The 15,829-nt window shown below is 51.2% G+C and carries 16 protein-coding genes; 6 read left to right on the top strand and 10 right to left on the bottom strand.

From position 1 onward, the window contains the following. Position 1: 1 nt before the first annotated feature. The 9 genes from PHT20_RS11860 to PHT20_RS11900 all read right to left on the bottom strand — a co-directional run bounded on the left by PHT20_RS11860 (position 2) and on the right by PHT20_RS11900 (position 8,096). Positions 2-1,231: a nucleotide sugar dehydrogenase gene (locus PHT20_RS11860; RefSeq protein ID WP_300081275.1), complete on the bottom strand. Its 1,230-nt coding sequence runs from the start codon at positions 1,229-1,231 to the stop codon at positions 2-4. Positions 1,232-1,241: 10 nt separating this feature from the next. After that, positions 1,242-1,640 carry a PIN domain-containing protein gene (locus PHT20_RS11865; protein ID WP_300081272.1) on the bottom strand — a complete coding sequence of 133 codons (399 nt, stop codon included), beginning with the start codon at positions 1,638-1,640 and terminating at the stop codon, positions 1,242-1,244. After that, positions 1,618-1,827 (bottom strand): hypothetical protein, encoded by a 210-nt coding sequence (locus tag PHT20_RS11870; protein ID WP_300081269.1) that lies wholly within the window; start codon positions 1,825-1,827, stop codon positions 1,618-1,620. The genes PHT20_RS11865 and PHT20_RS11870 overlap by 23 nt, the downstream gene beginning before the upstream one ends. A gap of 19 nt (positions 1,828-1,846) precedes the next feature. Further along, a complete protein-coding gene (gmd, locus tag PHT20_RS11875; RefSeq protein WP_301020668.1) occupies positions 1,847-2,989 on the bottom strand; it encodes a GDP-mannose 4,6-dehydratase in 1,143 nt (380 codons plus the stop codon). 64 nt (positions 2,990-3,053) lie between these two features. Further along, a complete protein-coding gene (locus PHT20_RS11880; protein ID WP_301020669.1) occupies positions 3,054-4,460 on the bottom strand; it encodes an RNA-binding domain-containing protein in 1,407 nt (468 codons plus the stop codon). Between the two features lie 84 nt (positions 4,461-4,544). Next, positions 4,545-5,519 carry a GDP-L-fucose synthase gene (locus PHT20_RS11885; RefSeq protein WP_301020670.1) on the bottom strand — a complete coding sequence of 325 codons (975 nt, stop codon included), beginning with the start codon at positions 5,517-5,519 and terminating at the stop codon, positions 4,545-4,547. A 4-nt stretch (positions 5,520-5,523) separates the two neighbouring features. Next, positions 5,524-5,886, bottom strand: a complete 363-nt coding sequence (locus PHT20_RS11890) for a MarR family EPS-associated transcriptional regulator (protein WP_301020671.1) — start codon at positions 5,884-5,886, stop codon at positions 5,524-5,526. A gap of 119 nt (positions 5,887-6,005) precedes the next feature. Next, a complete protein-coding gene (gene rfaH, locus PHT20_RS11895) occupies positions 6,006-6,503 on the bottom strand; it encodes a transcription/translation regulatory transformer protein RfaH (RefSeq protein WP_300081254.1) in 498 nt (165 codons plus the stop codon). A gap of 159 nt (positions 6,504-6,662) precedes the next feature. Next, positions 6,663-8,096 carry an O-antigen ligase family protein gene (locus PHT20_RS11900; protein WP_300081251.1) on the bottom strand — a complete coding sequence of 478 codons (1,434 nt, stop codon included), beginning with the start codon at positions 8,094-8,096 and terminating at the stop codon, positions 6,663-6,665. Between PHT20_RS11900 and PHT20_RS11905 the strand changes: the two genes are divergently transcribed. From PHT20_RS11905 to PHT20_RS11930, 6 genes are all read left to right on the top strand, one after another. Next, complete coding sequence (locus PHT20_RS11905; protein ID WP_301020672.1) at positions 8,095-9,408, top strand: hypothetical protein; 1,314 nt, start codon at positions 8,095-8,097, stop codon at positions 9,406-9,408. The two genes, PHT20_RS11900 and PHT20_RS11905, sit on opposite strands and share 2 nt — an antisense overlap. Positions 9,409-9,607: 199 nt before the next feature. Continuing rightward, a complete protein-coding gene (locus tag PHT20_RS11910; RefSeq protein ID WP_301020673.1) occupies positions 9,608-10,819 on the top strand; it encodes an outer membrane beta-barrel protein in 1,212 nt (403 codons plus the stop codon). 59 nt (positions 10,820-10,878) lie between these two features. Then, positions 10,879-11,520, top strand: a complete 642-nt coding sequence (locus PHT20_RS11915) for a polysaccharide biosynthesis/export family protein (protein WP_300081242.1) — start codon at positions 10,879-10,881, stop codon at positions 11,518-11,520. 28 nt (positions 11,521-11,548) lie between these two features. Further along, on the top strand, positions 11,549-13,804 hold the full coding sequence (locus tag PHT20_RS11920) for a polysaccharide biosynthesis tyrosine autokinase (RefSeq protein ID WP_301020674.1): 2,256 nt from the start codon (positions 11,549-11,551) through the stop codon (positions 13,802-13,804). Positions 13,805-13,814: 10 nt separating this feature from the next. After that, positions 13,815-14,546, top strand: a complete 732-nt coding sequence (locus PHT20_RS11925) for a CpsB/CapC family capsule biosynthesis tyrosine phosphatase (RefSeq protein WP_300081236.1) — start codon at positions 13,815-13,817, stop codon at positions 14,544-14,546. A 6-nt stretch (positions 14,547-14,552) separates the two neighbouring features. Continuing rightward, entirely contained in the window at positions 14,553-15,218 is a 666-nt protein-coding gene (locus PHT20_RS11930) for a hypothetical protein (RefSeq protein ID WP_300081233.1), read from the top strand. A 1-nt stretch (position 15,219) separates the two neighbouring features. Here the strand turns inward: PHT20_RS11930 and PHT20_RS11935 are convergent. Next, positions 15,220-15,829, bottom strand: a 610-nt coding sequence (locus PHT20_RS11935) for a transglutaminase-like cysteine peptidase (protein ID WP_301020675.1), incomplete at its 5' end; no start/stop codon positions are given.

Raw genomic sequence — 15,829 nt, forward strand, 5'->3', positions numbered from 1 at the left:
TTTAGTCGCTGCCAAACAGGTCACGGGTGTAGACCTTGTGCGCCACGTCGCTTAAATCTTCAGTCACGCGGTTGGCCACGATCACATCAGCTTCTTGCTTGAACTGCGCCAGGTTGTTGACCACGCGGCTGTTGAAAAACTTGTCTTCGCGCAGTGTGGGCTCAAACACGATCACTTCTACGCCTTTGGCTTTGATGCGTTTCATGATGCCTTGAATGCTGCTGGCGCGCCAGTTGTCGCTGCCCGCTTTCATCACCAGGCGGTGTATGCCGACCACGGGAGAGCCCCCACCCCTGCACTCCCCCAGAGGGGGAGGGAGATTGGTTTTGCCTTGTTCCTGGGGGGGGAGTTTTTTTAGGATTTCTGCAGCGCAAAAGTCTTTGCGGGTGGTGTTGCTGTCTACTATGGCTTGCATGATGTTTTGCGGCACCGCAGCATAGTTGGCCAGCAGTTGCTTGGTGTCTTTGGGCAGGCAATAGCCGCCATAGCCAAAGCTGGGGTTGTTGTAGTGGGTGCCTATGCGCGGGTCTTGGCACACGCCTTCAATGATTTGCTTGGAGTCCAGGCCGTGGGTGGCGGCGTAGGTGTCTAGCTCATTGAAATAGGCCACACGCATGGCCAGATAGGTGTTGGCAAAGAGTTTGATGGCCTCGGCTTCTGTGCTGTTGGTAAAGATGACGCTGATGTTGGGCTTGATGGCGCCTTGCTGCAGCAGGCCGGCAAACTGGCGGGCGCGCTCAGACTGCTCGCCCAGCACAATGCGGCTGGGGTGCAGGTTGTCATACAGCGCACGGCCTTCGCGCAAAAACTCGGGGCTGAAGATGATGTTGGTGCTGCCCGTTTGCTCACGCAGTTTGGCAGTAAAACCCACGGGCACAGTGCTTTTGATCACCATCACCGCGTTGGGTGCCAGGGCCATGACATCTGCCACCACAGATTCAATGGATTTGGTGTTGAAGTAGTTGGTGACCGGGTCGTAGTCGGTGGGGGTGGCAATGATGACGAAGTCTGCGCCGCTGTAGGCTTCTTGCTTATCTAGGGTGGCTTTAAAGTTGAGCTTTTTGTGGGTTAAAAAGTCTTCAATCTCAAAGTCTTCAATTGGGCTTTGCCCGGCGTTGAGCATGGCCACTTTTTCAGGGACGATGTCAATCGCCACCACTTCGTTGTGCTGGGCCAGCAACATGGCGTTGCTCAGGCCTACGTAGCCTGTTCCGGCAATGGCAATTTTCATGGGTGATTTGCTAGAAGGGGTTAATTACGGTCATGCGCGTTTCAAAAATCTGTCCATGCTGCATATCCTCGGAATAAACAGTTTCACAGCCAGCCAGTAAAGCAGCGGCAATGATCAAAGCATCCCAATTTGACAATTGATGTCTGATGGCAATTTCAGCACTTTTACGTATCACGGTCTCATCTACTGGCAATACGTTTACCTTGTTCATCAAGGTTTCAGCAAACGCATAGGCTTGCTGTTTGTCAAATTTCAGTTTTTTCAGGCAAACATTCACGCTTTCATTGATAACTTGCGCGTTGACCATTGGGCTTGCAGCAATAAGTTGGCGGGCGATCGTTCTTTTCTGCGCATCTTGCCCAATGGCGTAAAGAACAATGTTGGTATCAAGAAAGGCTTTGACGGTCATGACATTCATCGCGGTTGAATTTACCGTCAAAGACTGCACCAAATTGATCAAAGTCGTCAACGCTTGAAGTCGTTTCATCAGCTTGTAAGCGTTTGTTTTTCAAGTAGCCAACAAAATCAAGTACCTCGCGGGCTTGCATTTCTGGCAAGTAGCGTATTTCTTCAACAATTCTTTTCACAGTGTTCATAAAAGCATCTCCACTTCAATTATTCAACACTCACGTTCACGCTGTAGCCGTTTAGTTTCAGCAGGGCGTGTTTTTTGGCTTCGGCCAGGTCGTTGGCTACCATTTCTGTGCACATGTTTTGTACGGTAATCTCTGGCACCCAGCCGAGTTCTTTTTTGGCCTTGCTGGGGTCGCCCAGCAGAGTTTCAACTTCAGTGGGGCGGTAGTAGCGGGGGTCTACTTTGACGATGACGTCGCCCACCTTCAGGGCGGGGGCGTCAACGCCTGTGATGGCAGTCACCACGGCGTGTTCCTGGTCGCCTTCGCCTTGGAATGCAATGCTCAGGCCCAGTGCCGAAGCTGTCCAGGTGATGAATTCACGCACGCTGTATTGCACGCCGGTGGCTATGACGAAGTCTTGCGGTTTGTCTTGCTGGAGCATCATCCATTGCATGCGGACGTAGTCTTTGGCGTGGCCCCAGTCGCGCAGGGCACTCATGTTGCCCATGTAGAGGCATTGCTCCAGGCCTTGGGCAATGTTGGTCAGGCCACGGGTGATTTTGCGGGTAACGAAGGTTTCGCCACGGCGCGGGCTTTCGTGGTTAAACAAGATGCCGTTGCAGGCGTACATGCCGTAGGCCTCGCGGTAGTTGACGGTGATCCAGTAGGCGTAGAGCTTGGCCACGGCGTAGGGGCTGCGGGGGTAGAACGGCGTGGTTTCTTTTTGGGGGATTTCTTGCACCAGGCCATAAAGTTCGGAGGTAGAGGCTTGGTAGAAGCGGGTTTTTTTCTCCAGGCCGAGGATGCGGATGGCTTCCAAGATGCGCAGGGCGCCCATGCCGTCGACGTCTGCGGTGTATTCGGGGCTCTCAAAACTCACGGCCACATGGCTTTGGGCGCCCAGGTTGTAGACCTCGTCGGGTTGCACTTGCTGGATGATGCGGGTGAGGTTGCTGGTGTCACTGAGGTCGCCGTAGTGGAGTTTGAAGCGGGCGTTGTCAATGTGCGGGTCTTGGTAGATGTGGTCTACGCGGGCGGTGTTGAAGCTGCTGGCCCGGCGCTTGATGCCGTGGACGATGTAGCCTTTTTCAAGCAGAAATTCAGCCAGGTAGGAGCCGTCTTGGCCTGTGATGCCGGTGATGAGGGCGACTTTGGGGGTGGTTTGGGTAGGTGTGGTGGTCATGGTTTTGATATCAATTAAATAGCTGTTTGTGCTTAACAGATAAGGGCTAGAGGGTGTTTTGACGTTATGGTTGAGTGAGGATTTGCCAGACACCACCATGGGTCGGGCCGACGCGGCCAACGCGGCCTTCTTGTTGAAGCTTGTTGAGGGCGCGGTCAATGGTTCGGGTGGTCACGCCTATTTGAGCGGCAAGGTCGGGGATGGTGGCGCTGGGGTTGTCACTGAGCATGGTGAAAACTTTCTCAGTCATTTTTCCCGACATTTTTCCCGACATTTTTCCCGACATTTTCCCCGACATTTTTCCCGACATTTTGTCGCTTAGGTCATCTGAGTGTTGCGGCTGCAGGGGTGTTTCTTTGGCTGCGTTGTTGAACACAGTCACAGCCATGCCACCTTGGGTGACTTCAAATGTGGGCTCGGGCAGGCCATAGGCCACAAAGGTGTCAATCACCCGGCGCACACCGCTGCCGTATTTTTCAATCAGGTCTAACTCCCGAAAGATGGTGGCCACTTGCTTGTTGCGCAGGTGCGATTTGTAGTTGCCGGTTTTGATCTGCTCAATGGTCAGCCCGTCTAGCAGCGTGCCAGGGTTAAAGAATTCAATGCGGTCGTCAAAGACTTTGATGGTGGAATCGTTGGCGCTGCGGTAGTCGCGGTGCACGATCATGTTGATGATGATTTCGCGCAGGGCATCCATGGGGTAGTCCCAGCGCTCGGTGCGCTTGGGGTTGCCAGTGATGATGTAGGCCTTGTTGGTGTGTTTGACCATGAAGTCCATGATGCGCTGGACTTGCTCTACCAGGGTGTCGCGGCTGGTGATGCTGTCTTTGATGATGGTGGGGCTGGCAAAACGCCCGGCTTCGATGGTGCTTAAAAAAACGTCGTTTTTGCTAAACAACAAGTGGCAGGCAAAGGTGGGGCGGCCGCCTTTGACGAGTTCAAATTTGTCCAGCACGGCATCAAACGTGGCGCTGAGCTTGACGGCCTCTGCAAAGGCCTGCACTTTGGGCACAGAGATAGAGGTGAGGGCGTGCTCGGGGTCGGGGTGGTAGTCCCAACTGGAGTTGATGAGCTTGATATGCGCGTCAGATATCTCGGTGGCGGTCATCTGGTGGTTGGCGTTGCCGGTGCGCTTGTAGTAGCGCCCTTTGCAGGCCACGGGCTTGATGGGGTATTCGCCAATGCTGACGGCGGCCACGGTTTTGTCATCAAGTTGGACCAGTTCAACGTCTGGGATGATTCTGGGGCTGGTGGCTTGTTTGCACTGGTTGATCCAGCCTTGTATGGTTTCAGCCTGAATGCCCACACCCACTGTTTGCCCTGCGTCACCCACCCCCACCAGCACAACACCGCCTTGGGTGTTGGCAAAAGCGGTGAGTGTTTCAACCACTTCTTTCTGAAAGCTGCTCTTGAATTCAACACGCGCGCTTTCGCCTTGCGTGATGAGTTCAAGAAGTTGCGCGGCGTTCATGGCGATTTGGAGGCAGTGAGTTGGCTAAAGGAGTGACGTTGATTGATTTTATTTTAATAGCAGCTTATGCTTAATATATATGGTCTAGAGGGTTTTTTGACGCATAAAGTCTTGGTAAGCCAAAGCCAGGCCTTGTTGCAGCTTGACCTGGGCTTGCCAGCCCAGTTGGTTCAGGCGGGTGCTGTCCATCCATTTGCGGGGGGCGCCGTCGGGTTTGGTGGTGTCAAAGCTGATTTGGCCGGTGTAGCCCACGGAGGTGGCCACGGCTTGGGCTACTTCTGCAATGGTGACGTCGCTGCCATAGCCGACGTTGATGTGGCTGCACATGGGGCTGGTGTTGGCTTGATAGGTGGCGGGGTCAAGGTTCATGACAAAGACGCTGGCGGCGGCCATGTCGTCTACATACAAAAACTCGCGTTTGGGTGTGCCTGTGCCCCAGATGGCCACTTGGGGTGCGCCGCTGGTCTTTGCCTCATGAAAGCGGCGAATGAGTGCGGGGATGACGTGGCTGTTGTCGGGGTGGTAGTTGTCGCCAGGGCCGTAGAGGTTGGTGGGCATGACGCTGCGGTAGTCTCGGCCGTGTTGGCGGTTGTAAGACTCGCAGAGTTTGATGCCGGCTATTTTGGCCACGGCATAGGGTTCGTTGGTGGGTTCCAGGGTGCCGGTGAGCAGGGCAGATTCGGCCATGGGCTGGGGGGCAAGGCGGGGGTAGATGCAGCTGGAGCCCAGGAACAAGAGCTTTTGCACGCCGTGCTGGTGTGCGGCCTCAATGAGGTTGGCTTGCACCATGAGGTTTTGGTAGATGAAGTCTGCCGGGTAGGTGTTGTTGGCATAGATGCCACCTACTTTGGCCGCGGCCAAATACACCTGAGTGGGGCGCTCAGCAGCAAAAAAGGCTTGGACGGCGGCTTGGTTGCAGAGGTCTAGCTCGGCATGGGTGCGGGTGACGATGTGCTGTGCGGGCAGGCCTTGTTGTATGAGGGTGCGCACAATGGCGCTGCCGACCATGCCACGGTGGCCAGCAACGAAGATTTTGGGGATTGGACTCAGGGCAGGCATGGTATCAGTGGGGTTGCGTGGTGATGGGTCGGGTTTGCAACGCTTCTTGTTGCAGCGACTCGATTTCGGATTTGAGTTGTTCAAATTCGTGCATTTTGCGTTGCAAAAATCGGCTGGTTAACGCGGTTTTTTCGGCGATGCCAGCTGGGGTGAGCAAGTAGGCATAGGCCAGCTTGCGTTTGCTGTTTTGAAAGTTGTGCACTTTGAGCATGCCTTTGTCGAGCAGGGCTTTGAGGCAATAGTTGGTTTTGCCAAGGCTCACCCCCAGGGCTTGCGAGAGCTGGCGCTGGTTCATTTGGGGGTTGGCCTCTAGCAGGCGCAGCACTTTGAAGTGCGTGTTTTCGGTGTGGTGGGGGTTGCAAACCATGCGGATAAAAAGCGGCTAATCCATGCTACCGCCGTGCCGGGGTACACCATGGGCGGGCGCGGGGTGAACGTTGCGTTCAAATTTGAACAGAATGTATCACGCCATGTTTGACGCTAGGCTTACAGTTTGCGCAGGTTCGCGGGCTCAAAGGCCAGTTTGCAAGGTTTGCTGAGCAGCTCCATCAGCACCATGGCGCGGCGTTCGCCGTCTTCCAGGTGGTAAATGCCTTCAAGCCCCATAAACGGGCCGGTTTTGATTTGCACCCGGTCACCCGGGTTAAACAGCCGGGTGGGCTGGGCTTGGGCACGGGTGGTGCGCAGGGTGTTTATCAGCTCAGCGCTGGCTTTGGCAGGCTCGGTGCCGAAGGTGACTAGGCGGCTGACCCCCAGCGTGGAGCGAATAGGTGCCCAGCTTTGCCCAGTGCGGGTGGTGTCGAGCTGAATAAAAAGGTAGCGCGAGAACAGCGGCTCTTGCACCACGGTGGGGCAGCCGCGGCGCAGTTTTTCAGTGGCTACCAGTGGCAAATAGCAGGTGTAGCCCTGCTGCTGCAAATTAAGCAGCGCGCGCTGTTCTTGCCGGGGTTTGGTGTGGATGACGTGCCAGTCAATAGAGGCCATGTGTGACAGTTCCCTTGGTTATGCGGCACAGGCTTTCTGATGAAACCTTGAGTGCGTTGATTAATTCTATATGCACTGGTGCCGCTTTGATTCGCTAGTTCTTCAGACGGTGACTGCCTAGAATTTGCATTCATTCCCATGCCCGTAGTTGCGAATTCCTTAGGTACCACGTGGCAGAGTTTTAGCCACCCAACCCATAGACAAAATCACTACCATAGTGAGTGCATTTGAGGGAATTTGCAGGTTGAAGTCTACGGTGCTGTGAATCAGCATGGCCACCATGCTCATGGCTACACCAAAGGCTATGCCCCAAGGCAAAGGTGACCGCCGAGTCGCCATGACTTTCACCACCGTCCACAGAGATAACGCCACGAGTAGCCCCAAAATACCTAACCCCAGCAAGCCGAAGTCTGTGGCTATTTCCACGTAGTCGTTGTGCGCATGGTCAACGTAGTTGTAACCATAGTTTGGCGTGCGATAACTTAAAAATATGTTGTAAAAACTGCCACCACCCGTGCCAAATAAAGGATAGTCTTTGATGATGGACAATGCGGTGCGGGCAGCTTCGGAGCGCGCTTCAATGGATTCTGAGACACCTCCCTCTACCGTCATTAATGTGGTGCCTTGCACTCGTTCCACCACTTTCTCAAGACCTACCCAGGTGCCGACTACAAAAATATCAATGACCACCAGACTGGCAATCAATACGATGGTGTGCGGTGCAGTCTTACGAGCCAAAACCACTGCCAGTGCACCCACAACGAGCATGGCAGAGAAGAAAGCCGAGTTTCCCATGCGCGAACGTGTCAACACCAAGGCGATGACCATCACGATCAATAAGAGCCTCAAGCGCATTTTGGCGCTTAAGATAAATTCAAGAAGATTGACCAATCTAGCACGCCAATTCGAGGGGCTGCGCCGTACATGCCCCAGCTTGGCCAACATCAGGCCAATGCCCACTGACAAACACATGCACAGATAACCCGCAAGATGGTTGCGATTGACAAAGGTGCCAATCGCGTCATTGTGCGAAATATCCACATAAAACACTTGGTACTTGGCGTGTACAGACCACATGACCGCAGCAAATACAGCTTGAAATACGCCGCTCCAAACCAACGCGTGCGCCAATGTACCCAGCCGCTGATGGCTTTGAACCGTCAATACCGAGACCAAAAAAACGCCAAAGTAAACAAACGACAGTGTGGCTATGAACCTGGCCTGATAGACATCCAGTGACAGCGTCATAAGTTTGGCCGGTGACTGCGCTGCGGCTGCCATAGGCGACAAAAAAGCCACCCATGTTGGAGGCAACGGCAGCGTTTGCAACCAAGACAACAACACCATCAACCCCATCAGACTGAGTGGCCAACGAAATGTTTTGATGCGCAGCCAAGCTGTTCCGGGGTGATGCCACCAAGACAAAAGACTACCAAGCAGCAGCAAAAGCACCATGACGAGCAGCAAGCCAGCTGCCCAAAAGCGGTTGCTTCCAAGCGGGAGAGGCGCCCAAACCAGTAGCAAAAGCAAGCCCCAGAAGACCGGGTCGTCTTTGATGTGTTGTGCGGCATCGTCTGTTGGCCAATGTGGCATGGTGTTTGCTGAAGAAAAATCTGATTTTAAACTTTCAGGCTTTATACTCAAAAACATAAAAATAAACACTGAGCACTTGTGCGCAATTCAGTCAACTTTGCGCAAAGATGTTCTAAACCCAGGGGTTGCCGTGATTGAGTCGATTTTCTTTCCTTTTGTTTTATCGGTGGTGCTGATTGGTGCATTACGTCCATTAGCCAGCCATTTGGGCTTGGTGGACGCACCTTGTATTCGCAAGCGCCATGAGGGTGTGGTGCCTTTGATCGGCGGCTTGGCAGTGTATTCAGCCTTGCTCTTGCTTTCGTTTCATGCAGCTTTTTGGCAAGCAAACCATGGTGCATGGCTCATTGCGCTAGGCCTACCTTTGCTGTTAATGGGCATGGCAGATGACCGATGGGATTTGTCCGCCAAGCATCGCTTGATGCTGGAATTGGTTTGTGCCGTGTTTGCCGTGTGGTACTGCGGTGTGCGGATTTCAGACATTGGGGTTTTGGTGCCAGGGATAGGTGGCACGTTGGTATGGCTGGCTGTGCCCTTGACAGTGGTAGGTATTGTGGGTGGTATCAATGCCATGAACATGACCGATGGTGTTGATGGCTTGGCGGGTGGGTTGGCCGTATTGACCTTATCTGCACTGGCTGTGGCAGCTTATCCAATGCACAGCAATGTGGCGCTGCAACTCGCTAGCATGGTGGCCGCACTTGTGGGTTTTTTGGTTTTTAACTCACGCTTTTTTGGACGCAAGCGAGCGGCGGTTTTCATGGGTGATGGGGGGTCGATTTTTATTGGCTTTGCCATCGTTTGGTACTTGGTGACGCTGTCTCAAGGAGCGGGCAGGGTGATCACACCAGTGTCTGCGTTATGGTTGTTTGCTGTGCCTTTGCTCGATACGGTCACCATCATGTTCAGGCGTATTGCACGTGGAAACTCTCCGTTTGCTGCCGACAGAGAACATTTGCATCACATCTTGATGCTTGCTGGATTTGGCGTGAATCGCGCGGTATTGATTATTTTGTCAATTCACGGGCTGTGCATTTTGATCGGAATGGGCAGTATTTACTACCAAATCCCTGACTGGGTGATGTTTTGGTTATTTTTGGGTTTGTTTGGTGTGTACTATGGCGTGATGACCCATGCTTGGCGATGGATGAAGCGCATCAAAAGCTTCAGGGAATGGGCAGGGTTTGAAGACCGTAGGCGTGAAGCGACTGGGGAGGCTGGTCGGAGTCCACGCTCAGGTAGAAGGCAAGCCAGTGCTCAGTTCCAAGGCAACAACCGGCGAAAACGCACTTCACGTCGCACTGAACAATAACTGTTGTGTTGTTGTGCGGTATCAAAACACACTTTGCGGCATGTCAATGTGTGTGGTAACGGGTTGTGATGGCTGTCTTCACCTAAAATTTGTTTGTAATGTGGGTTTAATTTAATAGAAATGGGAACAGAAAATGCGAAATAACTCCAATCGTTTGTGCCTAGCTACTGCCATCACAGTCTGTTTTGTCGCTCCTGCAATGGCTCAAGCACCTGCTGCAGGCGGTGTTTCTTATGAGCTTGGCAAAATTGAAACCAATTTTTTAGTTAATTCAGCTACGGGTACATTGCTCTCGGCTATCCCGCAAGGTGCGGGTGGCTTCAAAACTGAAAGTGGTATCACGCTTTACCCATCTGTAGCCGTGGGTATTGGGTTTAATGACAATTTGAACTTGACTTCTGCAAATAAAGTCTCGTCAAATTTTGTCAACATCTCTCCCACATTGCTGGCTGCCATGAATTACAAAGGTGATCGGTATACCGCGTTGGCTTCAATGGATACGGTCAGCTACCCCAGCAATTCGTTAGACAACACTCGGGCTTCAGCCTTCAAGCTGGCTGCAGACAAATATTTTTCAACTCGCGCCAGGGGTGGTTTATCGGCGGAGTACAACACAGGAACTTCTTCGCGCGACGCCAATGTGCCTAGCGCTGAGCCAGACCGCTACCATGGCAGTGCACTCAACGGCACTTTTGCTTATGGTGCCGCTGGTGCCAAAGGCAGACTGGAGGCAGACGCTGGTTTGACCAATAAAACGTTTGATAACAACCGTGCCAAAACTGCTTTGCTTGACTTGGACGTGACCTCAGTGGCTGGCCGTGCGTTTGTCAAAGTGGGTGGGCGCACCTTGGGTCTGGTGGAGGTGAGCAACGCCAAAACCAACTATGTGTCGGCACTGTCACAGAACCTGAACAACACTGAGCGCAAGTACTACTTGGGGTTGACTTGGGATGCCACAGCTGCGACTACGGGTATTGTCAAGGTCGGGCGAATGACCAAAGACTTTGACAGTGGCAAGCAAGGCTACAGTGGTGCAAGCTGGGATGCCTCAGTGCGTTGGCTGCCACGCACTTACAGTGCTTTTACGCTGCAAACGTCTAAAAATACGGCTGACACCACTGACGCGGCGTCGTTTTCTTATTCTTTAAACACAGCTACCAACTTGAGTTGGAATCACTCTTGGTCTTCAGTAATCAGCACCAGTGCCAGCGTAGGGGTGTCTAATGCAACGTATCCAGGTACATTAAAGGCCGATGTCAACACAAATACGTACTCTTTGGGTGCTAGTTATGCCTTTAGGCGGTGGCTATCATTGGGCGTTGATTTCACCAATACCGATGCCACGTCTTCAAATCCGTTGTCTGCTTACAAGAAAAACGTGACGATGTTCACGCTGAACGCCTCTCTTTAATCTTTTACGCGAATGCATTCAAAGAGCCATTGGGCTCTTTGTTTGTTTGGGAAATGCACATGACTTTTCATACTGGGTTGCTTCGAAGCTTTTTAAATCAGTTCCAATTCATATTGGTGGGTTTGCTAGTTTGTTTATGTATTGGCTTTTTTTCAAGCGCCCAAGCTCAAGAAAAGAGCACGTTGCCAAATTCACCAACGAACACCACCAACCCTTCTGCCGAGGTAACCAATTTATTGTCCACCTACCGCGTGGCAGCGGGTGATGTGATCACCATCAGGGTCTATGGTGAAGATGATCTGACTCGTGAAAAGGTTCGTATTTCAGATGCTGGCACATTTGCATTTCCGTTTTTGGGCGAGGTCAAAGCCTTAGGGTTAACAAGTGGTGAAATTGAAAGAGCCATTTTTAATGGTCTCAACGGTCGGTTTCTAGTTAATCCTCGCGTGGCAGTTTCAATAGAGGTGTATCGGCCTTTTTTCATCAACGGCATGATCGCCACACCTGGTGCCTATCCCTACCAACCGGGCTTGACTGTATTAAAGGCAAGTTCTTTGGCTGGCGGTTTTAAAGAGCGTGCATCGCTCTCAAAAATATTCATTGTGCGAGAAAATGACCCTAAAGGTACACCACAAAAGGTTGACCTTAATTCACCAGTCAACCCTGGTGACACCATCTTCATCGAAGAATCATTCTTCTAATTATTCTAATTCTTCTCACTTGCACTTTATGTCTACACCCCTTGTTTCGGGCGGTTCTCGTCTTCCCAATACTTTTTTAGGCGCACCGGCGTCTGAAGAAGGACGTCTTGATTTTTTAGAGTATTGGCGCACTTTACTCAAACGCAAATGGGCAATCTTAGGATTTGCGGCAGTGATTACGCTGGTAGCAGGTGTCATAGCTTTTGTTAGTACACCTATTTATGAGGCTAAGACAGTGCTGCTGATTGAAACCAGTAAGCAAAAAATTGTTTCCATTGAAGATGTCTACGGCGGAGCGGTGGCTAGCCGAGAATTTTTTCAAACCCAGATAGAAATTTTGAAGTCACGAGAGGTGGCTTATAAAACCATTGCCAAGCTCAAGTTGTATGACCAACCAGAGTTCGACCCCCGTGCACCTGCAACTGGGTTGTCTGCTTACATAGAACAATTGGGGTTTGCAAACAAAGAGCCACTCAAAGAATTTACCGAGCAAAAACTCATCGAAGCTGCCTATGGTCGGTTTTCCGGCAACTTGGTCATAGAGCCGCTGCGGCAAAGCCAAATGGTGTTTGTAAAGTTCACCTCCTCTGATGCTGCATTGGCCGCTCGTGTAAGCAACGCAGTGGCGCAAACCTTTATTGAAAATGATTTGGATGCCAAGTACCAAATGGCACGCACTGCTTCAGCTTGGCTGGAAGACCGTTTAACTGGGTTGAAAACCAAGTTGAACGAATCGGAGCAGGCGCTGCAGGGTTACCGAGAGAAACAAGGCTTACTCAACATCAAAGACTCTTCACAAAGTGGTGCCGGCTTGCAGTTGGGAGAGTTGCAATCGCGTTTGATTGAGGCACGCGCCAAACGTGCAGAAGCAGAAGCCACATACAACCTTATTAAAAACGCCAGTGGAGCAGGTAACCTGGGATCTATTCCCACTGTATTGAACAGCACCCAAGTCGCAGAAGCCAAACGTCTTACCGCAGACGCAACTAAAAAATTGACTGATGTCGCGCAGCGCTACGGCAAAGAGCATCCCCGATATGTGCAGGCTGAGGCTGAGGCCAAAGTGGCTAACAGCAATTTGCAACGGCAAATTGAGTTGGTTGCGGCGAGCATCATGCAAGACTATGAACGCGCAAGAGGCACTGAGAAAGCAATTGAAAGCGCGTACAACGCGTCGCGTGGCACCATTCAAAACATCAACCGCAAAGAATTCGAGTTGGGTAAATACGAACGTGAGGTTGAGGCCAACCGGCAGATGTATGACATGTTTATGAAACGTGCCAAAGAAACCAACATCACTGGTGACCTTCAAACCACCGTGGCTCGTGTCATAGACAGTGCGATGGTGCCAGGCAGCCCAATCAAACCGGATAAACGCAAAATTGTGTTGGTGGCCTTACTGATGGGTTTGATCGTAGGTGCTGGCTTAGCTTTGCTCTTAGATGTGATTGATAACACGCTTAAAAACAGTGATGATGTGGAATCGCGCTTGAAGCAGCCACTCCTGACCGTTTTACCATTGCTGTCAAAGAAAGATGCCATGCGCAGCAACAGCGGACATTTGGTCATTGATTCACCTAATTCGCTTTATTCAGAGGCCATTCGTACAGCGCGCACTGGGGTGTTGTTGTCTTCTGTCGATGTGACCTCACGCGTACTGTTGATCACCTCAAGCAACGCCTCTGAGGGTAAAACTACTTTCTCAAGCAATCTGGCGTTGGCGCATGCCTTTACCCAAAAAACTTTGTTAATTGATGCGGACATGCGCCGTCCTAGCGTGGCTCGCTCTCATGGCTTAGATGCTAAAGCCCAGGGTTTATCAGAGTTGGTGGCTGGCACGGCCAAACTCGCGGATTGTTTACAACCTGTGAAAGACAGCAACCTGATGATCTTGGGATCGGGCACTATTCCCCCTAACCCATTGGAATTGTTGCATTCGGAAGGCTTCTCCAAAACAATCGAGGAACTTCGCCGCCACTTTGAAATGATCATCATCGACTCTCCACCGGTTGAATTGGTCAGCGATGCCTTGGTGTTGAGTGCCAAAGCTGATGGGGTGATTTTTGTCACCAAAGCACAAACCACGCCTGTACCCATGATCCGCAGGGCTTTGCAACATTTGCAACGAGCTGACGCCAACGTTATAGGCGTGGTTCTCAATGCGCTTGATTTCAAGAAAGCTGATAAGTATTACGGTGAATACTCTGGCTATGGCAAGCATGGGTATGGCGCTTATGGCAATGCATACGGGCAGTCTTACGCAGCCAGCACTGCTAAAAAATGATTTCTAGTGCATGATTGATCTGCATTGCCACTTCTTACCAGGCATTGATGATGGCCCTGAGACGCTTGGGGAAGCTCTAGATTTGGCGCGCGCGGCCGTGGCAGATGGCATTACCCATTCAGTCCTCACGTCGCATGTTCATCCTAATAGATACCCAAATCAGCGAAAAAACCTCGAGGTAGCAGTTGATAGTTTCAAAACCGAGCTGTTCAAGGCGCAGATTCCGTTGCAGGTACGTATGGGCGCAGAAGCTCGGCTGTGTGCAGAATTGATTGATTTGCTTGCCATTCAGCAAGTGCCTTTTTTGGGTGTTGTAGACGGCTACCACATAGCCTTACTAGAGTTTCCGCATCAGTTAATTCCTGTTGGGAGTATTCAATTTGTCAACAATTTGATGAAGCTGAAAATCAGACCATTGATTGCGCACCCCGAAAGAAACAAAGGCGTACTTTCCAACTTTCAAAAACTATCCCCATTTGCCGATGCTGGGTGTTGGTTTCAGATCACAGCTGGTTCATTGGTGGGGAGATTTGGAACACAAGCCAAAGAGACTAGCTTCAAGATCATTGAAGAAGGATGGAATTGCTTGATCGCCACAGACGCACACAACCTCAATAATCGTCCGCCGCTGTTAAGTGAGGGCAGAGATGCCCTTCAGTCGAGGTATGGCGCTGATATGGCTGCAAGCATGGTGCTTCATAAACCTGCAAAAATCCTTGGTTTGGGACTTGATGTGATTTGATCCAACATGGCCTTGATATTCTTCCGTCGAGTTGGCTTTTTCACTCTTGCTGTGATGTTTTTAACAATTGCTGGCCTGAGCGCATGGCATGGTATTTCAGCAGCGCGTGCTGATGCAATGAGTCTCCAAGCCAGATGGCAAGTGGAGCAATGGCGAAGCGGTAAACGCGCCAGCCTAACAACAGCAAAATGGGAAGAAATCAAGAAAACTCTTCAAAGCGCACTTGAAGTTACGCCACACAACGCCCAGTTGCACGATGATTTGGCTTATTTGTATGCAATGCGCGCCTTAGGTATGGGGACACCAGTTGCAGGCAGCAAAAATTACATACTCAAACAACTGCTGCTTGAAAACGCGATTACCAACTTTCGACTATCTACAAAATTACGGCCAACGTTTCCCTATTCTTGGGCATATCTGGCGTTTTCTCAACACCAGGCAGGTCAAAGCTTAGTTAACGTACTGCCGGCTTTTGACAAAGCACTTCAATACGGGAATACCGAGCAAAATGTGCGCTTGGTGCTCGCGAAAATAGCTTTCGACAATTGGCAGGAAATGGATGCTGAGCGCAAAAATCGACTGATCAAAATGATCGAGCATTCAACGCCCGACGCACAAAAAACACTCAAAAAAATGGCAGCTAACCAAGCCATTGAACTGACTCAGCGGTAAGTTACATCTGTTGCTCTTTTTGTAATTTTTGAAGCAGATCGCGCCAAAGTCGAACACTGGATGCACCACCTTTTTGGCCGCTGGAGCCGCCCATCCACAAATCTTCGTCGTTGAACCCGTACACAGGCTGTAAATCTGGCCGTTGTGATGCTGGTTTGATGTCGCCAATCAGATTGTCAAGAATCAAGGGGTCTGCATCTGGCGTGGCGTAATAAGCCAGCACCATGTGCGACTCACCCAAATTCAAGGCGCGCACGTAGGTGACACGCAATTTATCAATAGGAACACCAATCTCTTTGAGCGACAAGTATTTGCTAATGGAATAATCTTCACAGTCACCACCAAATGAAGCCAGCATTTCGTTTGGCGTAGCCCAATAGTCCGTCTGCCCCCAATGCTGGGCATCGGTAAAGTAGGGGACTTGATTGAAAAACGTATTCACTAATTTGATCCCGCCGCTGGCTTCTCCCCTATTGTTTTTAACTAACTTTTGCCAGACCTGGAGCCTGGGCACAGCCATAACTCCCCATTGGTTTTCAATGGTCTTTAAAAATCGGTCTGTGAAATCCACCAGACCCGCGTGACCGGGCCAAACCATTGTGCACAGCAGA

The sequence above is a fragment of the Rhodoferax sp. genome, from assembly GCF_028715765.1.
Classification (GTDB): domain Bacteria; phylum Pseudomonadota; class Gammaproteobacteria; order Burkholderiales; family Burkholderiaceae_C; genus Rhodoferax.